General features: G+C 72.9%; 19 protein-coding genes. 9 read left to right on the top strand and 10 right to left on the bottom strand.

The window, feature by feature from the left end; genetic code table 11:
* Positions 1–43: 43 nt before the first annotated feature.
* Both ACYVOO_RS24805 and ACYVOO_RS24800 read right to left on the bottom strand, forming a co-directional pair.
* Positions 44–1,834 carry an IlvD/Edd family dehydratase gene (locus ACYVOO_RS24805; protein ID WP_461017897.1) on the bottom strand — a complete coding sequence of 597 codons (1,791 nt, stop codon included), beginning with the start codon at positions 1,832–1,834 and terminating at the stop codon, positions 44–46.
* 58 nt (positions 1,835–1,892) lie between these two features.
* Positions 1,893–3,428, bottom strand: coding sequence for an Nramp family divalent metal transporter (locus ACYVOO_RS24800; protein ID WP_461017896.1), 1,536 nt, complete (start codon positions 3,426–3,428; stop codon positions 1,893–1,895).
* A gap of 255 nt (positions 3,429–3,683) precedes the next feature.
* Here ACYVOO_RS24800 and ACYVOO_RS24795 point away from each other — a divergent pair, with 255 nt between their 5' ends.
* Complete coding sequence (locus ACYVOO_RS24795) at positions 3,684–4,394, top strand: FadR/GntR family transcriptional regulator (protein ID WP_461018115.1); 711 nt, start codon at positions 3,684–3,686, stop codon at positions 4,392–4,394.
* Between the two features lie 274 nt (positions 4,395–4,668).
* On the top strand, positions 4,669–7,815 hold the full coding sequence (locus tag ACYVOO_RS24790; RefSeq protein ID WP_461017895.1) for a glycoside hydrolase family 2 TIM barrel-domain containing protein: 3,147 nt from the start codon (positions 4,669–4,671) through the stop codon (positions 7,813–7,815).
* A 73-nt stretch (positions 7,816–7,888) separates the two neighbouring features.
* Here ACYVOO_RS24790 and ACYVOO_RS24785 read toward each other — a convergent pair whose 3' ends face one another.
* Genes ACYVOO_RS24785 through ACYVOO_RS24775 form a run of 3 tightly spaced genes read right to left on the bottom strand, consistent with a single transcriptional unit; the run spans position 7,889 to position 11,054 of the window.
* A complete protein-coding gene (locus tag ACYVOO_RS24785) occupies positions 7,889–9,217 on the bottom strand; it encodes an ABC transporter substrate-binding protein (RefSeq protein ID WP_461017894.1) in 1,329 nt (442 codons plus the stop codon).
* The gene (locus ACYVOO_RS24780; protein ID WP_461017893.1) at positions 9,217–10,098 is read right to left on the bottom strand and encodes a carbohydrate ABC transporter permease; all 882 of its coding nucleotides are present in this window, start codon (positions 10,096–10,098) and stop codon (positions 9,217–9,219) included. Before ACYVOO_RS24780 ends, ACYVOO_RS24785 begins: the two co-directional genes overlap by 1 nt.
* Positions 10,095–11,054 (bottom strand): carbohydrate ABC transporter permease, encoded by a 960-nt coding sequence (locus tag ACYVOO_RS24775; protein WP_461018114.1) that lies wholly within the window; start codon positions 11,052–11,054, stop codon positions 10,095–10,097. The genes ACYVOO_RS24780 and ACYVOO_RS24775 overlap by 4 nt, the downstream gene beginning before the upstream one ends.
* A gap of 361 nt (positions 11,055–11,415) precedes the next feature.
* On the opposite strand from ACYVOO_RS24775, the gene ACYVOO_RS24770 reads away from it, so the two are divergent.
* Together ACYVOO_RS24770 and ACYVOO_RS24765 are read left to right on the top strand one after the other, a co-directional pair.
* A complete protein-coding gene (locus tag ACYVOO_RS24770) occupies positions 11,416–14,115 on the top strand; it encodes an ATP-binding SpoIIE family protein phosphatase (protein ID WP_461017892.1) in 2,700 nt (899 codons plus the stop codon).
* A 58-nt stretch (positions 14,116–14,173) separates the two neighbouring features.
* On the top strand, positions 14,174–14,497 hold the full coding sequence (locus tag ACYVOO_RS24765; protein ID WP_461017891.1) for a putative quinol monooxygenase: 324 nt from the start codon (positions 14,174–14,176) through the stop codon (positions 14,495–14,497).
* Between the two features lie 66 nt (positions 14,498–14,563).
* Here ACYVOO_RS24765 and ACYVOO_RS24760 read toward each other — a convergent pair whose 3' ends face one another.
* Positions 14,564–15,418 (bottom strand): class I SAM-dependent methyltransferase, encoded by an 855-nt coding sequence (locus tag ACYVOO_RS24760; RefSeq protein WP_461017890.1) that lies wholly within the window; start codon positions 15,416–15,418, stop codon positions 14,564–14,566.
* A gap of 81 nt (positions 15,419–15,499) precedes the next feature.
* Here ACYVOO_RS24760 and ACYVOO_RS24755 point away from each other — a divergent pair, with 81 nt between their 5' ends.
* From ACYVOO_RS24755 to ACYVOO_RS24745, 3 genes are all read left to right on the top strand, one after another.
* Positions 15,500–16,099: a TetR/AcrR family transcriptional regulator gene (locus ACYVOO_RS24755; RefSeq protein ID WP_461017889.1), complete on the top strand. Its 600-nt coding sequence runs from the start codon at positions 15,500–15,502 to the stop codon at positions 16,097–16,099.
* Positions 16,100–16,438: 339 nt separating this feature from the next.
* Entirely contained in the window at positions 16,439–17,803 is a 1,365-nt protein-coding gene (locus ACYVOO_RS24750; protein ID WP_461017888.1) for a WD40 repeat domain-containing protein, read from the top strand.
* Positions 17,782–18,117 carry a WD40 repeat domain-containing protein gene (locus tag ACYVOO_RS24745; RefSeq protein ID WP_461017887.1) on the top strand — a complete coding sequence of 112 codons (336 nt, stop codon included), beginning with the start codon at positions 17,782–17,784 and terminating at the stop codon, positions 18,115–18,117. The genes ACYVOO_RS24750 and ACYVOO_RS24745 overlap by 22 nt, the downstream gene beginning before the upstream one ends.
* 28 nt (positions 18,118–18,145) lie before the next feature.
* Here the strand turns inward: ACYVOO_RS24745 and ACYVOO_RS24740 are convergent, their stop codons facing one another.
* The gene (locus ACYVOO_RS24740; protein ID WP_461018113.1) at positions 18,146–18,613 is read right to left on the bottom strand and encodes a MarR family winged helix-turn-helix transcriptional regulator; all 468 of its coding nucleotides are present in this window, start codon (positions 18,611–18,613) and stop codon (positions 18,146–18,148) included.
* Positions 18,614–18,890: 277 nt separating this feature from the next.
* Between ACYVOO_RS24740 and ACYVOO_RS24735 the strand changes: the two genes are divergently transcribed.
* Positions 18,891–20,420, top strand: coding sequence for an acyl-CoA synthetase (locus tag ACYVOO_RS24735; protein ID WP_461017886.1), 1,530 nt, complete (start codon positions 18,891–18,893; stop codon positions 20,418–20,420).
* Between the two features lie 89 nt (positions 20,421–20,509).
* Positions 20,510–21,982: an MFS transporter gene (locus ACYVOO_RS24730; RefSeq protein ID WP_461017885.1), complete on the top strand. Its 1,473-nt coding sequence runs from the start codon at positions 20,510–20,512 to the stop codon at positions 21,980–21,982.
* A gap of 37 nt (positions 21,983–22,019) precedes the next feature.
* On the opposite strand, the gene ACYVOO_RS24725 is transcribed toward ACYVOO_RS24730, so the two are convergent.
* From ACYVOO_RS24725 to ACYVOO_RS24715, 3 genes are all read right to left on the bottom strand, one after another.
* Positions 22,020–22,835, bottom strand: coding sequence for a DeoR/GlpR family DNA-binding transcription regulator (locus ACYVOO_RS24725; protein WP_461017884.1), 816 nt, complete (start codon positions 22,833–22,835; stop codon positions 22,020–22,022).
* 111 nt (positions 22,836–22,946) lie between these two features.
* Positions 22,947–24,302, bottom strand: a complete 1,356-nt coding sequence (locus ACYVOO_RS24720; RefSeq protein ID WP_461017883.1) for a GntT/GntP/DsdX family permease — start codon at positions 24,300–24,302, stop codon at positions 22,947–22,949.
* Positions 24,299–25,762 (bottom strand): homoserine dehydrogenase, encoded by a 1,464-nt coding sequence (locus ACYVOO_RS24715; RefSeq protein WP_461017882.1) that lies wholly within the window; start codon positions 25,760–25,762, stop codon positions 24,299–24,301. Before ACYVOO_RS24715 ends, ACYVOO_RS24720 begins: the two co-directional genes overlap by 4 nt.
* Positions 25,763–25,766: the final 4 nt, after the last annotated feature.

Below are 25,766 nucleotides of genomic sequence, written 5' to 3'. Positions count from 1 at the left end.
CCCCATTAAACCCGTGCCCATCGGTTCTCCCGCCCCCGGTGCCTCAGTGCGAGTCGCGGGGCACCTCGTGGCCGCGGCAGCCGCGCAGGAAGCCGAAGTCGGCGCCCCTGTCGGCCCCCTCGACGTGCTGGGTGTAGAGCCACGCGTAGCCGCTGGTGTGCCGGGGCTCGGGCGCCCGCCACGCAGCGCGGCGCCGCTCCAGCTCCTCGTCCGTCACCTCCAGCCGCAGCATCCGCCGCGGAACGTCGAGGACGACGGTGTCCCCGTCCCGCACCAGCGCGAGCGGGCCGCCCGTCGCGGCCTCGGGGGAGACGTGCAGGACGACGGTCCCGTAGCCCGTGCCGCTCATCCGCCCGTCGCAGACGCGCACCATGTCGGTGACGCCCGCCTTCAGCAGCTTGGTGGGCAGCGGCACGTTGGAGACCTCGGGCATGCCGGGGTAGCCCTTGGGCCCGGCGTTGCGGATGACGAGGACGGTGTTCTCGTCGACGTCCAGCTCCGGGTCGTCGCACACCGCGTGGTACGCCTCCGGGGAGTCGAAGACCCGCGCGGGGCCCCGGTGCGTCAGCAGGTGCGGGGAGGCGGCCGACTGCTTGATGACCGCGCCGTCCGGGCACAGGTTGCCGCGCAGCACGGCCGTGCCGGAGCCCGCGGGCTGGAACGGCGCGTCCAGCCCGGTGATCACCTCCGTGCCGGTACGGGTGGCGCCCGCGACGTTCTCGGCGATGCTCGCACCGGTGACCGTGAGCTGTCCGCCGTGCAGCAGACCGCCCCGCTCCAGCTCGTCCAGCACGGCGGGCAGGCCGCCCGCGTAGCAGAAGTCCTCCATCAGAAAGCTGCCGCTGGGCATCAGGTTGACCAGCGTCGGCACATCGCGCGCGAGGGCGTCGAAGTCCTCGGGGGCCAGCTCGACGCCGGTGCGCCCGGCCAGTGCGGTGAGGTGGATGATCGCGTTGGTGGAGCCGCCGATGGCCGCGTTGACGCGGATGGCGTTCTCGAAGGCCGCCCTGGTGAGGATCCTGGAGGGGCGCAGCTCCTCGTGCACCATCTCCACGATGCGGTTGCCCGCGTTCTGGGCCGTCTCGAAGCGCCGCGCGTCCACGGCGGGCCACGTCGCCGAGCCCGGCAACTGCATGCCGAGCGCCTCCGCCACACAGGCCATCGTGGACGCTGTGCCCATGGTCATGCAGTGCCCGTTGGACCGGGCCATGCAGCCCTCGGCGAAGAAGCACTCCTCCTGGGTCATCCGCCCCGTCTTCAGGTCCTCCTCGAACTGCCACACGGCGGTCCCCGAACCGACGTCCCTGCCCTCGTACTTGCCGTTCAGCATCGGCCCGCCCGTCACCATCAGCGCGGGGAGGTCCACGCTGGCCGCGCCCATCAGCATCGCGGGCGTGGTCTTGTCGCACCCCGAGAGCAGCACGACGCCGTCGAGCGGGTTGGCCCGGATCAGCTCCTCGACCTCCATTGCCATGAGGTTGCGGAAGAGCATGGCGGTCGGGCGCATCAGCGTCTCGCCCGTCGCCATCGTGGGGAACTCCAGCGGGAAGCCGCCCGCCTGCCACACGCCGCGCTTGACGGCCTCCGCGACGCGGGTCAGATGCGCGTTGCACGGCGCGAGTTCCGACGCGCTCGTCGCGATGCCGATGACGGGGCGGCCGTCGAAGACACCGGGGCCGAAGCCCTGGTTGCGCATCCAGGAGCGGTACACCATGCCGCCCCGGCCGCTCGCCCCGAACCACGCCTGGCTGCGGCGGGCCGGTGCGCCCGTGGTGTGCTGCCGCTCGTCGGTCTCGCGGTGCTGCCCGTCCGTCGTACGGCCCGTGTCGCTCATACGGCTCAGCTTCCTCTCGTCGCGGGGGTGGGGGTGACCGGCGCCGGGGAGGTGCCGGTCAGCCGAAGAGGTCGAGGATCTGCTGCCGCACCGTCAGCACGGACAGCGCGCCGAACAGCACGATGCCCCACACGAGCGCGGCGGCGCGGTAGCCGCGCACCTTCAGCGGCGCGGGCAGCGCCCTGCGGTTCATCACGAGCAGCAGCGCGGAGTAGACGAACATCATCAGCCCCGCCACACAGGCCGAGATGACCAGCAGCACCAGCGGCTGGTCGAGCCCGAGGAGCAGGACGGTGACGCCGATCGCCACGAGCCCCCAGACCAGGCAGAAGTACAGACGGCTCTCGGAGTGCCGCGAGCGGCGCAGATACGTCGACTTGAGGACGTCGGCGGCGAGCCTGCTCGTGTAGTCGACGATGCCCGTCGCCGCGCTGAACAGGGAGAACGCGCCGATCAGCCAGAAGAACACCCCGAACCAGCCGCCCACCTGGGCCTGGAGCACCTGCCCCTCCTCCTCGACGAACCCCACGTCGTTGGAGAGCCCCGGGGCGCCGAAGAGCGTGGAGTGCGCGAGCAGGGAGGCGAGGACGATCGTGACGACGGTGACGAGGCCGAAGGTGAGCGCCTGCTCGGTGTTGGCGAAGCGCCACCAGCGCTTCCAGCGGGCGAGGTTCTCCCCGGTGGGGACGAAGACGTACCCGGCCGCCGAACGGGTGGCGTCCTCCTCCTTGCCCGTGACGGGGCTGACCAGGCGCGGTACGTAGTGGCCCATGCCGAAGCCCTTGTCGCGGATCCAGTTGCTCTGGCACAGGTTCTGTCCGCCCCCGGCGCCCGCGTAGGCGATGGCCCCCATGAGCACGGCGATGCCCAGCTCCGTAGGGAACTGCCCCACGTGGGTGACCGCCTTCGGCAGCTCACGCCAACTGGCCGCCTCCACGGCGAACAGGACGGCGAGCAGGAAGAAGACGCCGATCACCGCCACCTTCAGGAACAGCATCCGCTCCAGCGCCGTGTAGACGACGGGCGCGAGGGTGAGGATCGCGCCGATGAGCAGCAGCAGGCCGATCGCGATGACGGTGGGTTCGCCGCCGAAGACGTAGGACAGCATCGTCGCCGAGCTGGTCGCCCAGCCGGGCCAGAGGTTCGACGCGTACGTCAGCGTGGCGAGGACGGCGCCCCAGTGCCGCCACATCCGGTTGAAGCCGGTCATGGCGGTCTCGCCGGTGGCGAGGGTGTAGCGCTCGACCTCCATGTTCAGGAACCACTGCGTGACGACGCCGACCACCGCGCCCCACAGGAAGAAGAGGCCCGCCTGCGAGGCGATGTAGGGCCACAGGATGAACTCCCCCGAGGAGAGGCCCACTCCGGCCGCGACGACGCCGGGCCCGATGATCCGCCACATCTTCGCGGGCGGCTCCGGCAGCTCCCTGACCTCGGGCGCGGGGAGGTGGCGGGTGCTGAGGGGGAAGGGGGCGGGGGAGCCGGGTGCGGTACGGGCGCCGCTTGGGCTGCCTGGGCTGCCTGGGCCGTCGGGTCCGTCGCGCCCGGCAGGGTCTTCCCCGCCGGGCGCGGGGGTGTGCTCGGCGTGCGTCATCGCGGAATGCCTCCTCGGCCGGGACGGACTTCGGGCGGACTCACGGGCGCGCAACGCGGGTGCAATCATTAAATGATTCGATGAATGCCGTCCAGGGGGTGCGCACAGACAATGCCGCGGAACGGGAGCGGACACGGGGACACGCACGGGGGCGGGGGTGGAGGCGGGCACGGGCTCGTGTCCGGCGGCGCGACGGCGCCCGCGCCCAGGGTCGCGACGGGGCCCGCGCACAGGACTCCGCCGTCCCCGCCGTCCCTGCCGACCGCGCACGAGCGGGTGGTCGCCGAACTGGGCCGCCGCATCGTCGCGGGCCGCCCCGCACCGGGGCAGCCGCTGCCCGTCGAGGACGACCTCGCGACGGAACTGGGCGTCAGCCGGGGCGCGTTGCGCGAGGCGGTCAAGGCGCTCGCGGCCAAGGGGATGCTGCGGACCAGGCCGCGCACGGGCACGCGCGTGCTGCCGCCCGAGCACTGGAACCACCTGGACCGGGACGTGCTCCGCTGGCAGCAGGACTGCGACCCCAGGCCGCTGCTGCGCGAGACCGGCGAACTGCGCCGCATCGTCGAACCCGAGGCGGCGCGGCTGGCCGCGGAGCGGAGCACGGCGGAGGACGTGCGCGCGCTGCGCCGGGCGCTGGAGGCGATGGAGGTGGCAGCGGCGCACCCCGAGCGCAGCGGCTACGTCGAGGCCGACAGCGCCTTCCACCGCGCGCTGCTCGACGCGAGCGGCAACCGGCTGCTGGGGTCTCTGGGGCGCGGTATCGAGGTCGCGCTGGAGCACAGCTTCGCGGTGAGTTCGCAGACGCACGGTGCGGTCGAGGCGTCGCTGCCCGCGCACCGGGCGATCGTCGACGCGGTGGAGCGGGGCGACGCGGCGGCGGCCTCGGACGCCATCTCGGGCATCATCGCCGCCGCGGAACGGGAGATAGCCCAGTCACCCGTGCTCCCTCCCGACGCGAAGCGCTGACACCGTGCCCTGACAACGTGTCCCGACATCGCGCCCCCGCCCGGCAACCTTTCGGTCCTCGGCGGCGACCGAGGGGTGGAGCGGACCGTGCGGAGCCGTGCGAAGGGCCGTGACACCGTGCGGCGGCCGAAAACACCTGTAGCTACTTGCCAGTTTTTGGTGCTTTCATTGACATAACCTCTCAAGAGACGACACGCTCGCGGTCGTTCAGCCGCCGTGGCCGACGAGAGGCCGCGGTTTCTCAGGGGACAGACGGATGAACCGGGAGACACGCATGGCCATCTCACGAAGAGCGGTCCTGGGCGGCGCCGGCGCCACCCTCGGCGGTGCGATCGGCGCGTCGGCGCTGGGTACCGTTCCCGCGGCGGCCGAGGCGGGCCCGTCGGCCGCCGCACTGGCCCTCTCCTCGGGACGGTGCACCGACCTGCGCCAGGGCTGGCGGTTCGCACTCGTCAACACCAGCGGCGCCGACGCGGAACAGCCGGGCGACGACGACCAGGGCTGGCGCGACGTGGACCTGCCGCACGACTGGAGCATCGGCCTCGACCCGCGCAGGAGCGCCGAGACCACGGCGGGCAGCGGCTATCTGCCGGGCGGCCTCGGCTGGTACGTGAAGACGTTCACGCTTCCGCGCGAGGCGGCGGGCAAACGCCTGTCCGTCGAGTTCGACGGCGTCTACATGGACGCGCACGTCCACTTCAACGGCCAGGAGATCGGCGCCCACCCCTACGGCTACACCGGCTTCGCGCTCGACCTCACCGACCTGGCCCACACCGACGGGAAGACGCCGAACACCCTCGCCGTGAAGGTGCGCAACCAGGTGCCCAGCAGCCGCTGGTACTCGGGCAGCGGCATCTACCGCGACGTGCGCCTCGTCGTCACCGACCCCGTCCACGTCGTGCGCCACGGGGTGACCGTGACGACGCCCGGCCTGACGGGCGGCTCGGGGCCCGCGACGGTACGGGTGGAGACGAGGGCGGTCAGCGCGGAGCGCCCGGTACAAGCGGAGCTGACGGTGACGCTCAAGGACGCGACGGGCCGGACCGTGGCGACCGGGAGCACGCGTGCCGACCTGGACGCCGAACCCGTCAGCGAGGCGCTGGAGCTGAGCGTCGCGAAGCCGCGCCTGTGGTCGACGGCCGAGCCCCACCTCTACACCGCGCACGTCAGGCTCTCCGTCGACGGAAAGACGGCCGACGAGACCAGCGCCCGCTTCGGCTTCCGCCGCTTCGCCCTCGACCCCGACCACGGCTTCTCCCTCAACGGCGAGGCCATGAAGCTGAACGGCGTCAACCTCCACCACGACCTGGGTGCGCTGGGCGCCGCCTTCCATGTGGACGCCGCCAGGCGCCAACTGGAGATCATGCGCGACATGGGCGTCAACGCGCTGCGCACCTCGCACAATCCGCCCGCGCCCCAGGTGGTGGACCTGTGCGACGAGATGGGCATCCTGCTGCTCGTCGAGGCGTTCGACTGCTGGAAGACCCCGAAGAACACGTACGACTACGGCCGGTTCTTCGAGGAGCACGGCGTGGCCGACATCAAGGAGATGGTGCACGCCGCGAAGAACTCGCCCGCCGTGGTGATGTGGTCCATCGGCAACGAGATCCCGGACAGCACCAGCGAGGCCGGAGTCGGCATGGCCGAGCGGCTCATCGAGGCCGTCCGCTCCGTCGACACCACGCGTGCCCTGGTGATCGGCACCGACAAGTACCGCAGCGTCCCGGCCGACGGCTCCCCGCAGGACCGCATCCTGCGCATGCTCGACGGCATCGGCCTGAACTACAACACGGCGGCCTCGATGGACGCCCTGCACAAGAAGTACCCCGACACCTTCTTCTTCGAGGCGGAGTCCTCGTCCTCCACCTCCACACGGGGTGTCTACGACAACCCGGACCAGCTCAACACCGGCGAGAACTACACACCGGGCAGGCGCGGCACCTCGTCCTACGACAACAACCTGGAGTCGTGGACGATGAGCGGCGAGTACGTCCTCAAGAAGGACCGCGACAGGGAGTACTTCGGCGGCCAGTTCGTCTGGACGGGCATCGACTACATCGGCGAGCCGACGCCGTACGACGACGTCTACCCCGTGAAGTCCTCCTTCTTCGGCGCCGTCGACACCGCCGGATTCCCCAAGGACCAGTTCTCCCTCTTCCGCAGCCAGTGGCGCGACGAGCCGATGGTGCACCTGCTCCCGATGGACTGGACGGGGCACCGGCCGAAGGAGGAGGTGAGGGTGTGGGCGTACACCAACGCCGACAGCGTCGAACTCTTCCTCAACGGGACCTCACTGGGCGAGCGCCGCTACGACCGCAAGACCACGCCCTACGGCAAGGAGTACCGGGAGACGACGGAGGCGACCGGCGACGACAAGACCGTCACCTCAGGGCCCTACCCCGGCAGCTACACCAGCCCGAACGGCAGCGCGGGAAAGCTCCACCTGACATGGAAGGTGCCCTTCCGCCCCGGCAGGCTCGTCGCCGTGGCCCGGCGCGGGGGCAAGGAGGTCGCGCGTGACACGTTGCGCACGGCGGGCGAGGCCGCGGCGCTGCGGCTGACGCCCGACCGCGAGAAGGTCACGGCCGACGGGCGCTCGCTGGTCTTCGTCACCGCCGAGGTCATCGACGCGAGGGGCGTGCTCGTGCCGGACGCGGACCACGCGCTCACCTTCACCGTGACCGGGGGCCGCCTGCTCGGCCTGGACAACGGGCAGCAGGAGAGCGCGGAGAACTACCGGTCCGACACCCGCTCCGCCTTCCACGGCAAGGCCCTCGCCATCGTCCTGGCGGACGGTTCCGGGGGTTCGGGCGGCGCGCTCACGGTGACGGCGCGCTCGGAGGGGCTGCGGTCCGGCTCCGCCAGGGTCCGCGTGACCGGCGGCGGTGGCGGGGGAGGCGGCCGGGGCGCGTCCGTCGCCACGGGTGCGTCCGCCGCCGCCACGGGCCGGGACTCGACGGCCGCCGAGGAGACCCCGAAGGCGGACGCGAGCTTCTCCGGGGCGCCCGGCACCGTGCCCGCCGCGATGCTCGACGCCGACTCGGCAACTGGCTGGTCGAACGCCTACCGCATGACCGCGACGGCCGTGCTGCCCGAGATCAGCCTTGCGCACGCCAGGGACTGGGTCTCGCTGAGCTGGCCGCGTGCGCGCTGGATCGCGGGGCTCGAAGCGTCGTTCACCACGGACGGCACCCACGCGCTGCCCGAGTCCGTCGCCGTCAGCTACTGGAAGAACGGCGAGTACGTCCCCGTCGACCACCTCGACGTCACCTGGGCCGACGGCTCGGGCGAGCCCACCCGGATCACCTTCGACCCGGTACGGGCCGGCCGCGTGCGCCTGGAGATGACGAGCCGTCACCCGCACAGGCCCGACGGCTTCCTGCGCATCGTCCGCCTCGCCCCGCTCCCCGCCACGTCCTGAGCCCATGTCCTGACCACGCCATCCTCGGCGGCCGGAGAACGGCCGCCGAGGGGCGCGCTCGCCGCCGCGCCCGTCAGCGCTGGTAGCGGGCCAGCACCCGGTTGCCGTCGCCGACCAGCCGCTCGCGCAGGCCCGCCACGTCCGTGCCCCCGTTGTAGAACTCCTGGAACGCCGGAGTGGCCACCTTGTCCAGCCACTCCGGGTAGCCGCGGACGCCCAGCGAGGGCGAGGCGACCAGGTCGGGAGCGCTGAGCGCGCCCGTGCGCCAGCCGTGCGCGCGGGTGCGCAGCGCGGGGTCCCGCAGCGCAGTCTCGCCGGTCGGCAGGATCCAGTCGCCCTTGGCGAGACGGGCCAGCGGCCCAGGCCGGGCGAGGAAGGCGATGAACGCCATCGCCGCCTCCTTGTGCGCGCAGTCCTGTGCGACGGAGAGGGTCTGCGGGCTGATGCCCTGCTCGGTGCCGCCGCCCGAGGCCGCTTCGCCCCTGGGCAGTGGCAGGGTGACCCAGTCGAACCCCTTGGGCGCCTGCTGGCGCACCTGCTGACGGTACGAGAGGTTCAGCGGGACCATCGCGTAGCGCCCGGCGAAGAAGCCGGGCAGCACGTCGGAGCCCGACATGCCCAGGGTGCCGGGCGCCGCCGTGCGGTCCTGGCGCAACTGGCGGCGTATCAGCTCCGGCACGGCCGCGTCGCGCGCCCCGAACCGCACCACGTTCCTGCCGCCCTCGCGGTAGAAGACCCGCCCGCCCGTCGTCAGCGCGAGGTTGAGCGACTGCGCGACCGGCTCCTTCAGCGCCCACGCGACCCCGTAACGGCTCCGCAGCCCGCCCCCGCGCGCCTCGCCCGACAACCGTCGCGCCATCTCCTCGAACCGCTCCCACGTCCAGGGCGCCCCGGCGTCGGGCGGCGGAGCCCCGGCGCGCTCCAGCAGCTTCCGGTTGGCGACGAGGACGCGCGGCTCCTGGAGGATCGGCACCCCGTGGACGCCGCCCCGGAAGGTGGTGGTGCGCCAGAGCCGGTCCGGGATCTCCTCGCGCAGCGCGCGGGGCAGCAGGCCGCGCAGGTCGGCGAGATAGCCGCCGTACGCGAAGTCGGTGAGGTCCCCCGCCTCGTCGTGGATGACGTCGGGCGCGCTGCCGCCCTCGAACGAGGTCAGCAACTGGTCGTGGACCGTGTCCCAGCTCCCCTGCACATAGCGCACGCGGCTGTGGGGGTGGGCCCGGTTCCACTCGGCCACGAGCGCCTTGTTGACCTGGACCGACTCCTTCTGCCAGGCCAGGCTCAGATAGTCCAGGAGCACGCCGTCCGGGCGCGGCGACCCCGTACCGCATCCGGCCAGCACGCCGCCGCCCACGCCGCCGGCGGCGGCCGAGAGCGCCGCGCCCAGCAGCCGTCGGCGCCGCATCAGCCCTTCACCGCCCCGGCCATCATGCCGCTGACCAGGCGGCGTTGGAGGAAGGCGAAGAAGAGGAGGCTCGGCAGGGTCGCCAGCAGTGCCGCAGCCGCGAGGGGGCCGAGGTCGGCCACGCCCTCGGCGCCCAGGAAGCGGGTGAGGATGACGGACATGGTCTGCTTCTCCGGCGACTTGAGCAGGACGAGTGCGAAGAAGAACTCGTTCCAGGCGGTCACGAAGGAGAACATCAGCGTCGCGGCGACCCCGGGCGCCAGCAGCGGGAGCACGACGCTGCGCAGCACGCGCAGCCGCCCGCAGCCGTCCACCGCCGCCGCCTCCTCCAGCGAGACGGGCAGCGCCTTGACGTAGCTGCGGAGCATCCACAGTGCGAAGGGCAGGTTCCACACGACGTACACGGCGGTCAGGCCCGTCAGCGAGTCCACCAGGCGCAGGCCCTTCAGCACCATGAACAGCGGGATGATGACGAGGACGAACGGGAACATCTGGCTGACCAGCACCCAGCCCGAGGCGGTGCGGGTCAGCGGCGAGCGGTACCGCACCATCGCGTAGGCGGCGGGCACCGCGAGCGCGACGGAGACGAGCGCCGCGCCACCGGAGACGAGCAGGCTGTTGAGCGCGGAGCGCAGCAGCGGCTGCTGGTCGAAGGCCGCGTCGAAGTTGTCCAGGGTGGGGTGGCGGGGCAGCCAGCCGGGGTCGACGGTGGCCAGCTCGGGCGGCGGCTTGAAGGCGGTGGACAGCAGCCACAGCAGCGGGAGCCCGAGGAAGGCCAGGTAGCACAGCAGCGCGGCGTATTGCGCACCGCGCGTGGTGCGCTCGGCGCGTGCCCGGCGCCTGACGCGGGGGGCCGGGGGTGGTGGGGACGGTGCGATCACCGGTCGTCCTCCTCGATGCGGTTGCGCAGGAAGACGGTCAGCAGGACGGCGATGACGGCGACCATCACCAGCCCCATCGCGGCGGCGTAGCCGTACTGCCCGTAGCGGAACGCCTCCTCGTAGGCGAAGAGCATCGGCAGCCGGGTCTGCGCGCCGGGGCCGCCCTGGGTCAGCACGTAGACCAGGCCGAACGCGTTGAAGTTCCAGATGAAGCTGAGCGCCGTGATCGCCAGGACGACGGGCTTGACGGCGGGCCAGGTCACCGCGCGCAGCCGCCGCCACGCCCCGGCGCCGTCCAGCGCGGCGGACTCGCGCAGCTCGCCCGGCACGTTCTGGAGGCCCGCGAGCAGCACGACGGTGGTCTGCGGCATGCCAGCCCAGACGCCGACGACGATCACGGCGGGCAGCGCGAGGGAGGCGCTGGAGAGCCAGGCGGGGTTCTCGCCGATGAGCCGCAGATCGCGCAGCGCGCTGTTCAGCAGCCCCGCGTCCGGGTGGTAGACGAGCCGCCACATGATGCCGATGACCACCTCCGGCATGGCCCACGGGACCAGCGCCAGGGTGCGGGCCAGCCACCGCCACCGCAGGTTCGCGTCGAGGAGCAGCGCCAGCCCGGACGCCAGCACGAGCTGGAGCGCCGTGACGCACACCGCCCACGTCAGTCCGACGCGGAAGGAGTCCCAGAACAGCGAATCGAGCCGCAGGTCGGCGAAGTTGGCCAGGCCCACCACCTTGGTGGGGTCGGTCCTTCCGGCCTGCGCGTCCGTGAACGCGAGGGAGATCCCGTACAGCAGGGGCCCGACGCTGAGCACCAGGATCGGCACCAGCGCGGGCAGCAGCAGGAACCAGCCGCCGCCGTACGGGCCCAGGGCCGAGCCGCGTCCGCTTCCGCGACCGTGTCCCCGCTCGCGCAGGGGGCGTGCGGCGGGTGGTGCGGCACGGTCCCGGCCCGTCATGGCCGCCCCGAACGGTGCGCGGGGTGCGCGGCCCTCGGCCATCGGCCGTCCGTCATCGCAGCTCCCCCTCGTCGCACCGCCCCGGACGGCGGAGACGGTAGCAGGGCCTCGCGGGCGCTCCTAGACGAGGGAGACCACGTTCAGGCGGGCGCCCCGCCGTCACGCCGCCCCCCGGACGGAGCACGGGGACGGAGCGGCTTCCCAGCTGCCCGTTCCGCACCGGAGTACGGGGCTCCTGGGGCGCGTGCCCCGCTCGCGGGCGCCCTGGCAGGCTTCCCGGCGACTGAGCGCGTGCGGCCTTTCGCGGTTTGAATGGGGGCGAGTGGACTACGGACGGGATGTCTCGGAAGCGGGCACGCCAGTGAGCGCCAGAACCGACCTGCACGACCCCGCGCTGACCCCGCGCGGCGGTACGGCCGTGCTGGTGGTCGACCGGCACGGCCGCGTGGCCATGTGCGCGGGCGCGGTGCGGGAGCTGACCGGGGAGCCGCCCGAAGCGGTCTGCGGAAGCGCGCTGGCCGACCTCCTCACGCCCGCGGCCCCCGCCGGGGCTCCTGCGTCCCCCGAGCCTCCCGGCGACCCCGCCGCCGACCGCACCGGGGGCGCCCGTGACGGCGGCCCGCCGGAGGACACCGCACGCCGCCTCGCCCCGGACGGGCGCGCCGTGCTGCGGCGCCGCGACGGCGAGCCGCTGGAGGTGCGCGTCGAGACGCGCCGGATGCGGACCACCGAGGGCGCCGCGCTCCTCGTCGAACTCGTGCCGGTCCCCGTCGCCGACCGCAGGGACGAGAACGAGGCGCTGGTCAGGGCGCTGTTCGAGCAGACCAGAGTCGGGCTGGCGATCCACGACATGAACCTGCTGACGACGCGGCTCAACCACACCCCGCAGTCGACGGGCCCGCCGACGGAGGCGGGCGTCCATGTGTACCCCGTCGGACGCGGCATCGAGGAGATCCTGCTGCCCGGCGACGCCGCGGCGGTACGGGAGCGGCTGCGCCGGGTCGCGGAGACGGGTGAGCCGCTCGTCGACTGGGTGACCACGGCGCGTCGGCGGAACGCGCCCGAACGGGAGCGGACGCTCAGCTTCTCGGCGTTCCGGCTGGAGGACCGGCAGGAGCGGCCGATGGGGGTGGCGGTCATCTTCACCGACGTCACGGACCAGCACGTGGCCCGCGCGCGGATGGAACTGCTGCACGCGGCGGCGGAGCGCATCGGCCACAGTCTGGACGTCACCAGCGTGGCCGGGGAACTCGTGGAGGTGCTGGTCTCCCACGGGTTCGCCGGGCTGGCTGCGGTGGACCTGTCCTCGCGCGTGCTGCTGGGCGAGGAGCCAGAGGGCTTCCAGCCGGGGGCACCGCTGCGGCGGGTGGCGGTGGCCTCGGCGGCGGGCGAGGGGCACTGGCCGTCGGAGATCCACCCCCTCGACGCCACCATCAGGCCCCGCAGCCTGGAGACCGACAAACTGCGGCAGGGCGCCGTCGTCTTCCAGTCCGACCTCGCGGACTGGCGCGAGGACCTGGCGGGCGACCCCGAGCGCTCCCGGCTGCTGCTCCCTTCGAGCGCGACGTCCTTCATGGCCGCGCCGCTGACCGCGCGCGGCCTGGTGCTCGGCGCCCTGGTGCTGTGGCGCACGGGCGACCAGCCCCCGTTCGGCGGGAGCGACGCCGATCTCGTCGAGGAGATCGCCTCGCGCGCCTCCCTCGGCCTGGACAACGCGCGCCGCTACACGCGCGAGCGCCGTACCGCCGAGACCCTGCAACGCAGCCTGCTGCCCCCTGCGGTGACCGACACGAGCGCGGCGCGCACGGCGGGCATCTACCGTCCCGCGGGGATGATGGAGGGGATCGGCGGCACGTGGTTCGACGTCATCCCGCTCTCCTCGACCCGGCTGGCGTTCGTGACCGGCGAGGTCGCCGGGCACGGGCTCGGCGCGACGGCGGCCATGGGCAGGCTGCGTACGGCGGTCCAGACCCTCGCCGATCTCGACCTCACGCCCGGCGAACTGCTCAGCCATCTGGACGACATCGTCCTCAGACTGGCCGACACCGAGACGCCCTTCGCGAATCCGGAGGAGGGGGGCGCGGGGGGTGCGGGGGGCGCTGCCGGTACGGAGGAGGGCCCGCCGGGTCCACCGGGCCCGCCGGATCCGGGTGAGTCCGGCCCGGGTGAGTCCGGGGAGGAGGACCGGATGCAGTCGGTGGGGCGGCAGGTGGCAGGGGCCACCTGTCTGTACTGCGTCTACGACCCGGTCACGGGCCGCTGCGCCGTGGCCAGCGCCGGGCATCCGCCGCCCGTCCTCGCCAGGAGCGGGGAGGAGGCCGGGGCCGTCCGGCTCACACCGGGGCCGCCACTGGGCGCGGGAGCCCTCCCGTTCGAGTCCGTCGAGTTCGACGTGGGCCCCGACGGCCTGCTCGTCTTCTACAACGACCCCCTCCTCGCGGGCGGGAGCGGCACGACGCGGGAGGAGCGCGTGGCCAGGCTGGGCGCCGTGGTGGCGGAGGCCGCCACGCGGCACAGCACGCCGACCGGGGCCGGTCAGGAGATCCTGCGACGGCTCCTGCCAGAGGCGCCGGCGGACGACGTCTCCCTGCTCCTGGCCCGTACGCGGCTCCTCCCGGACGACACGGTGGCGGCGTGGGAGTTCTCCGTCGACCCGGCGGAGGTCGCGCGCGCCCGCGTAGCGGTGCAGGAGCGGATGGCCGCCTGGGACCTGGGGCACCTGGCCGACACCACCGAGCTGATCGCGAGCGAGCTGCTCACCAACGCGATCCGCTACGGCGGAGCACCCGTCGGACTGCGTCTGATCAGGGATGAGACCCTGATCTGCGAGGTGTCCGACTCCAGTCAGACCCAGCCCCGGCTGCGCCGCGCGCAACTGTCCGACGAGGGAGGGCGCGGGCTGTTCCTGGTCGCGCGGCTCACCCACCGCTGGGGCAGCCGCTACACGGACTCGGGCAAGACGATCTGGGCCGAACAGTCGCTGGACCCGCAGGAAGCCGACGATCCCCTGGGCCCCGTGGACCCCCTGAACCTCCTGGAGTCCCTGGGCCCGCTGGAGTGAACGGGGGAGTCCCGGCTCCCGGAGGTGACCGCTCCGCGTGGCGTCCTACAATCGAGAAATGATCTTTATTGTCGTCAAATTTCCGGTGAAGCCCGAGCACGTCGAGCAGTGGCCCGAGCATGTCGCCGCCTTCACGAACGCCACCCGCGCGGAGCCGGGGAACCTCTGGTTCGAGTGGTCCCGCAGCATCGAGGACCCCGACACCTACGTCCTGGTGGAAGCCTTCCAGGACGACGCGGGCGAGGCCCACGTCAACTCCGACCACTTCAGGGCCGGACTGGAGACCATGCGTCCGCTGCTGCGCCGTACGCCTGACATCGTGAGTACCACGATCCCGGGCGCGGAGGGCTGGAGCGCCATGGGCGAGCTGTCCATCGACTGATTTGCCGTCACCGGCCTCTCCCACGGGGCCCATGGGTCCTGCGGGCGGGGGAGGCCGGTCAGCCGGTCAGGTGGCGGCGCCGGTGCGCGATGCGCCGACCGCCACCGTCGCGTAGCGCATGGTGAAGCTGCCCCCGGCCGCGTCGACGGCGTCGCCCGCCGCCTCCAGTACCGGCGCGAGCTGGTCCGGCGGAAGCCGGGTGAGGATGCCCAGGGTGGGCAACTGGTCCAGCCACGCGTCCTTGGTGCACAGGTGCTCCCAGTCGAACCGCCACCGCTCCGCCGCGCCGAAGGCGCCCGTCCGCTGGATGCCGTCGGCGGCCCTGGTGAGGATCTCCTGATACGGGTCGGTGTCCTGGCTCAGCGCGGCGCGCAGGTCGAACGGCGAGTCGGGCACCGCTCGCCGGTAGGCGTCGCCGCAGGCGTCCGCCAGCTCGGGCGGGAGCCGGAAGACGTTCCAGAACGCCGCCAGCAGACCGCCGGGACGCAGCACCTCGGCGGCCTTGGCGGCGCCCGCAACGGGGTCGATCCAGTGCCACGCCTGGCCCGCGACGACCACGTCGAACTCCCTGCCGCCCGCGTCCCACCCCTCGAACGCCGCCGTCTCGACCTCGACCCCGAACCGCCGTGCCACCTCGGCCATCCGCGCGTCGGGCTCCACCCCGAGCACCCGGCCGCCGAGGGCCTGGAACTGCCGGGCCGCGATGCCGGTGCCACAGCCGACGTCGAGGATGTCGGGGCCGGGGCCGGATCCTGGGCTGGGGCTGGGGCTGCTGGCGATGACGCGCTCCAGCAGCGCTTCGGGATAGCGGGGCCGGGCACGCTCGTAGCGCTCGGCGTCCGTGCCGAACGACTCCGCGTACTGCCGGAAGGAGGAGTCGGAGCCGGAGGGGGCAGGGCGCCCCGGCGGTATAGTGGGCATGTGCCCACTATGAGTGGGCGAACGCCCACTCGTCAATGGGGTGGGCCAGGGCACGGAAGAGACAGAGAGACGGGAGACGGGGTGCCGACAGGAACGGCCATCCGCGATGTGCGCGAGCAGCTCTTCGACGCCGCCGAGCGCGTGCTGCTCCGCGACGGGCCGAGCGCGCTCACCAGCCGCGCCGTCACCGCGGAGGCGGGCTGCGCCAAGGGCGTGCTGCACCGTCACTTCGCCGACTTCGACGCCTTCCTCGCCGACCTCGTGCTGGACCGCGTCGCCAGGATCGGCCACCAGGCCGACGCGCTGCGCGACGCGGCCGGGACCGGCACCGTGACCGGCAATCTCGCGGGCGCGCTGACGGAGCTGTTCGAGTCGGTCGCGGTGGCGATCGTCGCCCTGATCACCTCACGGGACGAACTGCGCACCCGGCTCCGCCGGACCACGCCGACGGGCGTCCCGGTCCTGACGGAGGCCACGGCCATGATCGCCGCCTACCTCACGGCGGAACGCGAACTGGGCCGTCTCGCGGCGGACGCCGACATCGACGCACTCGCCCCCACGCTGATCGGCGCGGGACACCTCCTCTTCGCCGACCGGGAAAGCACCGCGCCGGACGCGGCGGCGGTCGGCAGGGTCGTGACGACGGTTGTCGGTGATGCGGTGCGGGAGCAGCGGGCGTAACGTCCGGCCCGCCTCCCGCTGGTTTAATGCCCGGACACGTGCGGACGGTTCGGACACGGGGGTACGCGATGGCGGGCGGAGCGGCGCAGCCGTCCTTGGACGGTTCGACGTGGCCGACGGCACCGGACGGTGGGGCGGTGCGCAACGAGGTCGGTGGAACGGTCCACGGCTCCGTGTTCCTGGGGCGGGACATCGTGGTCAACGGCCGTCAACTCCCCGTGCCCACAGGCCCGTTGCGCATGGTGCTCGCGAGGACACACCGGATCGTGCCACGCGCGGAGCTGGCCGACGAGATCGTCGCACGCCTCCTCGCCGAGGACGGGGACGGGCTCGTGGCCGGTGCTGCTCCGGCTCGTCAACGGAGCGCTGCGCCGGTATGTGCGCGGCGGACTCGCCCTGCCTACGGCCGCAGCGCGGATCACGGGGCAACTGGCGGAGCGCGGGCCCGTCGCGGTGGACGTCACCGACGCGGACCAGCGCGACGCAGCCGTCGCCGCGACCGTCGAGGCAAGCCTGTCGCTGCTGGACCCCGCGAGGCTCCAGCGCTACCTCGAACTCGCCGTGTTCCCCGAGGACTCGGCCGTTCCCGAGCCGACGCTGGCCGCGTACTGGGCGCACACCGGGGGCCTCGGCCCGGCGGAGACGGAGCGCCTCTGCCAGGATCTCGCTGACCTCTCCCTCGTCGACCTCTCGGTGACCGGCCCCTCGGAGGCCGAGGTAGCGGACGACGGCGCCCCGACCCTCGCTCTGCGTCTGCACGACATCATGCGCGCCTACCTGCGCCATCGCGCGGGCTCCCAACTACGCGACCTGCACCGTGCGTTGCTCGACGAGCACCGGTCCGCCCTGCCGCGTGAGCGGAGTGACGACATACCGGCCGAGCCATCGTCCGGGGCGTTCCCCTGGTGGCGGCTTCCACCGCAAGAGCCTTACCTGTGGCGCCAGTTGAGCTACCACCTGCAACAGGCGGAGCTGACGGCGGAGTTGAACGAGGTGGTCTGCGATCCGCGCTGGGTCCTGGCCGTTCTGGACCAGCATGGTCCGGCGCCCCTGGAGGCCGACCTGGGCCGTGCCACGGGCCCGCTCGCCGAGGCGCTGGGCCGGGCCGTCACTCAGAACGCGCATCTGCTCGCGCGTGCCGACGCGGCGGGTGGACTGGGCAGCACGCTGCTCGCCCGGCTGAGCGGCCATTCCTCGCTGGACGCCTGGCGAACGGCGGCCCAACGCCTCCTGCCTCTACCGCTGCTGAACCCCGCGTGGCCGCTCCCCGACCCCCACCACCCCGCGTTCCTCCGGGCGTTCCACCACGACACCGACAGCTTCCGCGGGGTGGCGATCAGCCCGGACGGCACCTGGCTCGCCTGCGCCGTAGGTGAGCGGACCGAGCTGTGGACACTGTCCGGTAACCGGATCGGCGAGCTTCCGGGCACCGGCGAGCTGGCGACCGACGTGGCGATCACCCCGGACGGCACGATCGTCACCGCGTCGCTGGACGGCACCGTGCGGTTCTGGAATGCCGACGGCACTCCGCGCGGCGCCCCGTCGGCAAGCTGCGATCCCCTTCCAGAGTGGCCATCAGCCCGGAGGGCAGTTGGTTCGCCGTGGCACACCATGACCCGGAACCCACGATCCATCTGTGGGACGCCGACGGCACCCCGCGCGCCGTCATCACCGGTACTGGCATGGTGGACAATCTGGCGGTGAGTCCGGACGGCAGTTGGCTCGCGGCGGGCACCGGCCACGGGGCCGTGCACCTGTGGAACACCGACGGCACCGCGCGGGGCGTCCTCACCGGTCACGTAGACAAGGTTGCGGGCGTCGCCGTCAGCCCGGACGGCCGGTGGCTTGCCACCAGCGGCCGGGACAAGACCCTCCGCCTGTGGGACACGGCGACGCTGCGCTGCGTCACCTACCTCCGGGTGGACTCGGCGCTGGGCCGTCTGACGTGGTTCCCCTCGGGAGACCGCCTCGCGGTCTGCGGCGATCTGGGCCTCTACGTCTTCGACGTACGCACATGAACCCGGCGGTCACACCGGGGCGCCGGGCTCAGCCCGGTTCGCGCGCAGGCGAGGCGGACGACGCGCCTGCGTCCCCCGCGCCAGGCTCCGCGACCCGCAGCAACAGCCCGTGCAGCAGTTCGCGTTCGGCCGGGCCGAGCGGTGCGAGGAGGTCGTCGCTCACCCGGAGGCTCGCGGCGTCCATGTCGCGCAGGAAGGCGCTCCCCGCCTCCGTCAGGACGACGACCCGGCTGCGCCGGTCGGCGGGCGCCGGGCGGCGCTCGACCAGTTGCAGGCGTTCCAGGTCGTCGACGAGGCCGACGATGGCGGAGGGGTCGTAGCCCAGCCGTGTGCTCAGCTCCCGCTGGAGCGCGCCCTCGACGGTGGCGAGATAGCGCAGCACCGCGTAGTGGCGCAGCCGCAGCCCCGACTCCTGGAGCGTCGCGTTGAACAGCTGGCCCGAGCGCAGGCCGAGCCGGTAGAGCAGATAGCCGGTGTCGGAGTGCAGCGAGCGCATCCACGGCTCATCGGCGTCGAGGCTGCGGCTCGCGGGGGTCCTGCCCGGGTCCTTCGCCGAGCGCGTGTACGTGATGGCCTGCTCCCTGCTCACCGTCGTCCGTCCCCTGTCCCTCGTCCGCCGCTGTGCTTCGCGGCCCGCCGTACGTCCAGGATGGTCCACGAAGGTGTCGGCGACAACTATTGACGTCGACAATTATTGGTCCTAGCTTCCTCTCCGCACCCTGCACCCCGCACGTGGCGGACCTCCGGCTCCGGCTCCTGACGAGGAGAGTGTGATGCGCAACGAGGGACTGGGATCCTGGCCCGCACGCCGCGCCCGCAAGACCCCCCACCGCGCGGCCCTCCTCCACGACGGACGCACCGTCACCTTCGCCGCGCTCCACGACCGCACCACGCGGCTCGCCCACACGCTGCGGGAGCTGGGAGTGCGGCGCGGGGACCGGGTGGCCTTTCTCGGGCCCAACCACCCCGCCTACTTCGAGACGTTCTTCGCGACGGGCCTGCTCGGCGCCGTCTTCCTGCCGCTCAACACCCGGCTGAGCGCCCCCGAGACCGCGTACCAGCTCACCGACTCCGGCGCCCGCCTCCTCGTCCACACTCCCGAACACGCGCCGCTCGTCCAGGAACTGGCCGGGCAGCGCAGCGGATCCGTTCCCGTAGGCGACGTCCCCCGGACGCTGCCCGTCGACGTCGCCTACGAGGACTCGATCGCGGCGGCACCGGCCGAGCCGCTGGACGAGACGGTCGGCCCGGACGACCTGTGCCTGCTCATGTACACCTCGGGCACCACGGGCCGCCCCAAAGGCGCGATGCTCACCCATGGGAACCTCACCTGGAACGCGGTCAACGTCCTCGTCGACCACGATCTCGTCGCCGACGAAGTGGCCCTCGTCTCCGCGCCGCTCTTCCACACCGCCGCGCTGAACATGCTCGCCCTCCCCGTCCTGCTCAAGGGCGGCTGCTGCCTGCTCACCGGCTCCTTCGAGGCCGACGCGGCCTTCGACCTCGTCGCACGCCACCGCGTCAGCTTCATGTTCGGGGTCCCCGCGATGTACCAGCGGCTCGCGGCGCACCCGCGCTGGCCGGACGCCGACCTCTCCTCGCTGCGGCTGCTCACCTGCGGGGGCGCGCCCGTGCCCCGCTCCCTGATCGAGACGTACCAGGCGCGCGGGCTCACCTTCACCCAGGGCTACGGCATGACCGAGGCCTCGCCGGGCGTCCTCTTCCTCGACGCCGCGCACAGCGTCAGCAAGGCGGGGAGCGCGGGGGTGCCGCACTTCTTCAGCGACGTGCGAGTGGTGGAACCGGGCCCCGGACTGCGCCCCGTGGGACCGGGCGAGACCGGCGAGGTGGTCGTGCGCGGCCCCCATGTGATGCCCGGCTACTGGGGGCTGCCGGAGGAGAGCGCCGAGGCGTTCACCGACGGCTGGTTCCGCAGCGGGGACGCGGCGCGCAGGGACGCGGACGGCTACGTCACCATCGTCGACCGCTACAAGGACATGATCATCTCCGGTGGCGAGAACGTCTACCCGGCCGAGGTGGAGGCGGCCCTCCTCGACGATCCCGCCGTCGCCGAGTGCGCCGTGATCGGCGTACCCGACGAGAAGTGGGGCGAGGCCCCGCTGGCCGTGGTCGTGCCCCACGAAGGCGATGCGCCCGACCCGGACCGGATACGCGGCACGCTCGCCGGGCGCCTCGCCGCGTACAAGGTGCCCAGGTCGGTCGTCGTCGCCGACGCCCTTCCCCGTACGGCCTCGGGCAAGCTGCTCAAGTCCGCGCTCCGCGAGCGCTACGGCACCCCCTGAACCCCTGATCCCGTGAACCCCTGATCCCTGGACCCCTGAACCCGTGACCCGCCTCCCCGTTCCTCCGCGCGGCGCCGAAGGAGACGACCGTGGCACCGAACCCACCACCCACCGCAGCCGCCGACTCCGATCCCGTGCCCGACAGCACACAGTTGCGCCGGGCCGTCACGTCCAGCTTCCTCGGCAGCGTCATCGAGTTCTACGACTTCCTGCTCTACGGCACCGCCTCGGCCGTCGTCTTCAGCCAGATCTTCTTCTCCGGTCTGGACCCGCTGGCCGGTACGGTCGCCAGCTTCGGCACGTTCGCCGTGGGCTATGTCGCGCGGCCCCTCGGCGGCGTGCTCTGCGGACACTTCGGTGACCGGTTCGGGCGCAAACGCGTGCTCGTCGCGACCATGACGCTGATGGGCGCCGCGAGCTTCCTGATCGGGCTGCTGCCCACGTCCGAGCAGATCGGGAGCTGGGCCGCCGTCATCCTGGTGCTGCTGCGGCTCCTCCAGGGCATCGCGGTGGGCGGGGAGTGGGGCGGCGCCGTGCTGGTCTCGGCCGAGCACAGCACCTCGCGACGCGGCCTGTGGGCGGGCTTCACCAACGCGGGCGCGCCCTGCGGCATGGTGCTCTCCACGGCCGCCTTCAGCGCCGCCGCCTCGTTCACGACCGAGGAGCAGTTCCTCGCCTGGGGCTGGCGCATCCCCTTCCTGCTGAGCGTCGTGCTGCTCGCCGTCGGGCTCTTCGTACGGACGCGGGTGGAGGAGACCCCCGTCTTCCGGGCGGCGCGCGAGGCGGAGGCGGAGGCGGAGGCGGAGCGCGAGAAGGGGCGGGAGACGGGGCGCGACGCGACGGGCGAGGCGGCGCCGCCGCCGCGCACCCCGCCGCTGCTGGAGGTGCTGCGCCACCACCCGCGCGTCCTGCTGCTCGCGATCGGCACCGGTGTCGGCGCCTTCGTCGCACAGGGCGCGCTCACCACGTACTTCATCGCCTACGGGGTCCAGGCGGGCCACCCGCGCCAGACCGTGCTGAACGCGCTCACCCTCTCCTCGGCGCTGGCCGTCCTCGGCATCCTCGGCTGGGCCGCGCTGTCCGACCGTACGGGCAGACGCCCGGTCGTGCTGAGCGGCGCCGTGCTGATGGGCGGCTTCGCCTTCGCGCTCTTCCCGCTGATGGACTCCGGCAGCGCCCTGCTGCTCACCCTCGCCGCCGTCCTCGGGCAGGCCGTGATCCACCCGATGATGTACGGGCCGCTCGCGGCCCTGTACGCCGAGCTGTTCGGCACACGCAGCCGCTACACGGGCGCCTCGCTCGGCTACCAGCTCGCCGGTCTCGGCGCGGGCTTCGGGCCGCTGCTCTTCGCCGAGGTGAACCGCTCCTCGTCCGGTGAGGGCGCGCTGTTCATCTCCCTCGTCATCGCCGGGTTCTGCCTGCTGACCGTGCTGAGCGTCCTCCTGCTGAAGGAGACCAGTGGCCGGACGTTGGACGACAGCGGTCCGGCGGGGCTCCCCGCCGTGGACGAGGACGAGGACGAGGACGAGGACGAAGGGCGCCGCGCGGCTCCGGCACCCTGACCGGAACGGCCCGGGGTCCGGGGTCCGGGGCCCGGGGTCACTCCGAGGGCGACGTCAGGCGCAGATCCGCGCCCGCCGCGCGGATGCCCTCGGCAGCCGCCTCGGTGAGCGCTGTGTCGGTGACGACGGTGTCGAACGCGCCGAGCGCCGCCACCCTGTACATGCCGAAGGTCCCGTACTTCGAGGACCCCGCGACCAGCACCGACGTGGACGCCGCCGCCATCGCCGCCTGCTTGACCTCGACCTTGCGCTCGGAGGGCGTGGTCACCCCGCGCAGCAGGTCCCAGGAGCTGGTGCTGATGAAGGCGACGTCGAAGGCCAGTTGGCGGACCGTGGCGGCTGCCAGCCGCCCCACGCTGGAGTGGTTGTCCGGCTCGACCTGCCCGCCGACGTGGATGACGTCGAGATGCCGCGCCCCGAAGAGCTGCTCGACGGCGCCGAAGTCGTTGGTGACCACGGTGAGTTCGTCGTGCTCGGCCAGCAGCGGCACCATCGAGAGCATCGTCGTGCCCGCGTCGAGGTAGACGGTCATGCCGCTGTGCACCAGGCGCGCCGCCTCCTCGGCCATGGCGCGCTTCTCGGAGCGCTCGACCTGGGACTTCGCCTGGAAGCTGGGCTCGGAGTGCACCTGACTGGCGATACGCACCCCGCCGGGCACGGAGAAGACCAGGCCCTGGCGCTCCAGTTCGGCGATGTCGCGCCGTACCGTCATGTGCGAGACGCCGAAGATCTGGGTGATCTGCTGGACGCTGAGCACCCCTTCGCGGCGCAGATGCTTCACCAGCAGCTCGCGGCGCTGGTCGGGGATGAGCGGGAGCCCCTCCGAGGAAGCCGTGCTGCCCGAGGAAGCCATGCTGCGTTCTCCGTCCCGGTCTCGCGGCTTCGGGCCGCGTCCTGCGTGTCGCGTTCTCATCCTGCCCGAACCGTCGTACGGACGGCGGTCCGGGCTCCTTCGCCACGGCCCTCAGCCGACCACCGTGCTCAGCAGCAGGATGCCGCCGAGGCTCAGGACCGACTGGAGCGAGAGCATCAGGGTCCAGGTGCGGAAGGTCTGCGCGATGCTGAGCTGGAAGTACTCCTTGAACAGCCAGAACCCCGAGTCGTTGACGTGCGAGAGCATCACCGCGCCGGAGGCGGTGGCCAGCACCAGCAGCTCGGGCGACAGCCCGGGGTAGGCGCCGATGAGGGGCGCCACGATGCCCGTCGCGGCGGCGGTCGCCACCGTGGCCGAACCCAGGCAGATCCGCAGCAGCGCCGCGACGGCCCAGGCCAGCACGAGCGGGGGCACGGACCAGTCCACCGCGTAGTGGGAGATCACGTCGTCCACGCCGGTCGCCGACAGCATCTCCTTGAGCGCGCCGCCCGCGCCCAGGATCAGGATGATGGAGCCGACGGGGCCCAGGCCCTTGCCCGCCATCTTCTGGAGCTGGCTCAGCCCGAACCCGGAGCGCACACCGAGCGCGAAGAAGGCGAAGACGACGGCGGCGATGAGGGACAGCACCGGTGTGTCGCACGCCTCGAAGAGGGTGTAAGCCCAGGTGCCCTTGTCCACCACGGCCGTGCCCAGGGTGCCCGTGAGCATCAGCGCGGCGGGCAGCAGCACGGTGATCAGGGCCAGGGCGAGGGAGACGGGCCGCTTGCCGTCCTGCGGCGCGGGTCCCGGATCGGGCACCGGGCCCTTGTCCAGGTCGGGCGCCGGGCCGAACCAGCGGGAAGCGAACCGCGTGAGCAGCGGGCCGCTGACGGCGGCGAGGGGGATCGCGATGATCAGGCCGTAGAAGAGGGTGAGCCCGGTGCTGGCGTCGTACGCCTGGACGGCCAGCGTGGGGGAGGGGTGCGGGGGCAGCAGCCCGTGCGACACGTAGAGGCCGGCCGCCATGGGCAGCCCGACGAACAGCAGATGGGAGCCGGTGCGCTTGGCCACCGCGTAGACCAGGGGCACCAGCATGACGAAGCTGACGTCGAACAGGTGCGGCATCCCGATGAGCAGCGCCGCCGCGGCGATGGCGGTGGGGATCCACTTGACGGGGCGGGCACCGATGAACGCGGTGGCGATCCTGTCGGCGCCGCCCGAGCCGAGCAGGATGCCGCCCAGGATGGTGCCGAGTCCGATGACGGGACCTGTGCCGCTGAGCGCGTCGCCGAAGCCGGTCTCGAAGTGCTCCACCGTCTTGGCTGGGCCTATCCCGCCCGCGAAGCCGAGGCCGAGCGCCGCGAAGGCCAGGGCGAGGAAGGGGTGCAGCTTGAGCTTGGTGATCAGCAGGACGAGGACGACGATGGCCGCGGCGGCGAGCAGCAGCGGCTGGAGGCCGGGGCTCATGCGCGGGCTCCGGTGGTTCCGTCAGTACCGGTGGTTCCGGCCGCGTCCTGCGCCTGGGTGCTGTCGGACCCGGACCGCTCCGACGGCCTCTCCGCACGCCCCTCCGCCCACGCTGCGGCCAGCGCGGTGTCGTACCCCTCCAGGTCGTCCAGCGTGAGCAGCCCGCCCTCGGGCACGGCGCGGCGCAGCCTGGCACCGGCCGCGAGATAGAGCGGGGCCACGTCGTCCGGGGCTTCCTCGTCGCGCAGCAGCACGGCCCGTACCCCGGACACGTCGTGGTGGTGACCGCCCATGGGCAGCGGGCTCCCCGCTGGCAGCTCCCGCTCGGCGCGGCCCGCGAGTACGGCGTGGCCGCGCGGGTCTGTGCCGCCGGAGGGGCGGCCGTGCAGGACGGCGGAGAGCAGGGTGAGGGGCGTCTCGACGCCCATGAGGTGGTACGGGAGGTAGACGGCCGCGTACTTACCGTTCCGGCTCACCACGTGCCCCTTCGCGGCCAGGGTGCGCCAGGTCTCGGGGTCGTGGGTGCGGACGACGACGAAGACGCCGCCCGCGAACGATGCCTCGCCGACGGGCCGGAGCGCGGTGAACACGTCGACGGCCCCGGCGCGGTGAAGGACGCCGCCGTCCTCGCGCAGCGCGTAGACGTCGGCCAGCTCGGCGACGCGGGCCACGGGGTAGTGCAGCCGCTCGGTGTCGGGGCGGAAGCCGGTGCTGGTGGCGACGACGGCCATCTCGCAGTAGTCGGCCGTCGCGCCCGTGGGCAGCGCGGCGACGGCCTCGGCGCGGGCGCGCAGCGTCGCGCGCACATCGTCGCCGAGCTGGAGCAGCCCGGCCAGCTCCGGGGCCTGGATGGTGGTGTCGAGCTGGGTGACGGTGCCCTCGGCGGGGTCGAGGACGAGGTCGTACTCCGTCGACTTGCCGATCGCGACGATGTCGAGCCCCAGGGTCTCGGCCCAGGTCACCAGGCCGATGAGGTTGGCGGGCTGGTCACCGTCGGCTGTCGTGTAGACGAGCCCGCGCTCGTCGGCGAGCTGGGCGAGGTGGAGCCCCGCGACGGAGTCCACCTCCTTGCTGACCATGGCCACGTGGCGCCCGGAGCGCAGTGCGTCGCGTGCCATCGCGAAGCCGTGCGCGGGGCTGCCGGTGGCCTCGACGAGGATGTCCCAGCCCGTGGCGCCGAGCAGCGCCGCGTCGGCGACGAGGGCGGTCCTGCCCTCGCGCCCGGCCTCGGCGACGGAGTGCGCGTCGGCGCAGACGGCCAGCTCGTCCTCGCCGTATCCCAGCTCGGCGCAGACGGCGCGCAGCCGCTCCACGTCGACGTCGCACAGGACAGCGGGCGTCAGACGCGGGATGCGCCGGGTCTGCGCGAGCAGCGTCCGGGCGAAGCCGCCCCCGGCGCCGGACAGCGCGTAACGGACCGGACGGTCGCCGGCGTCGGCGAACAGGTGATGCACGTTCATGGAG

The organism is Streptomyces daliensis, assembly GCF_054782395.1.
Note: the sequence above shows the minus strand (reverse complement) of the source record. Positions and strands in the feature narration are given on the sequence as shown.

Bases quoted from the DNA above. Each gene is read 5' to 3' on its own strand.
- ACYVOO_RS24805 (WP_461017897.1), bottom strand. From the start codon at position 1,834: ATGAGCGACACGGGCCGTACGACGGACGGGCAGCACCGCGAGACCGAC.
- ACYVOO_RS24800 (WP_461017896.1), bottom strand. From the start codon at position 3,428: ATGACGCACGCCGAGCACACCCCCGCGCCCGGCGGGGAAGACCCTGCC.
- ACYVOO_RS24790 (WP_461017895.1), top strand. From the start codon at position 4,669: ATGGCCATCTCACGAAGAGCGGTCCTGGGCGGCGCCGGCGCCACCCTC.
- ACYVOO_RS24785 (WP_461017894.1), bottom strand. From the start codon at position 9,217: ATGCGGCGCCGACGGCTGCTGGGCGCGGCGCTCTCGGCCGCCGCCGGC.
- ACYVOO_RS24775 (WP_461018114.1), bottom strand. From the start codon at position 11,054: ATGACGGGCCGGGACCGTGCCGCACCACCCGCCGCACGCCCCCTGCGC.
- ACYVOO_RS24765 (WP_461017891.1), top strand. From the start codon at position 14,174: ATGATCTTTATTGTCGTCAAATTTCCGGTGAAGCCCGAGCACGTCGAG.
- ACYVOO_RS24760 (WP_461017890.1), bottom strand. From the start codon at position 15,418: ATGCCCACTATACCGCCGGGGCGCCCTGCCCCCTCCGGCTCCGACTCC.
- ACYVOO_RS24745 (WP_461017887.1), top strand. From the start codon at position 17,782: ATGGTGGACAATCTGGCGGTGAGTCCGGACGGCAGTTGGCTCGCGGCG.
- ACYVOO_RS24740 (WP_461018113.1), bottom strand. From the start codon at position 18,613: ATGCGCTCGCTGCACTCCGACACCGGCTATCTGCTCTACCGGCTCGGC.
- ACYVOO_RS24735 (WP_461017886.1), top strand. From the start codon at position 18,891: ATGCGCAACGAGGGACTGGGATCCTGGCCCGCACGCCGCGCCCGCAAG.
- ACYVOO_RS24725 (WP_461017884.1), bottom strand. From the start codon at position 22,835: ATGGCTTCCTCGGGCAGCACGGCTTCCTCGGAGGGGCTCCCGCTCATC.
- ACYVOO_RS24720 (WP_461017883.1), bottom strand. From the start codon at position 24,302: ATGAGCCCCGGCCTCCAGCCGCTGCTGCTCGCCGCCGCGGCCATCGTC.
- ACYVOO_RS24715 (WP_461017882.1), bottom strand. From the start codon at position 25,762: ATGAACGTGCATCACCTGTTCGCCGACGCCGGCGACCGTCCGGTCCGT.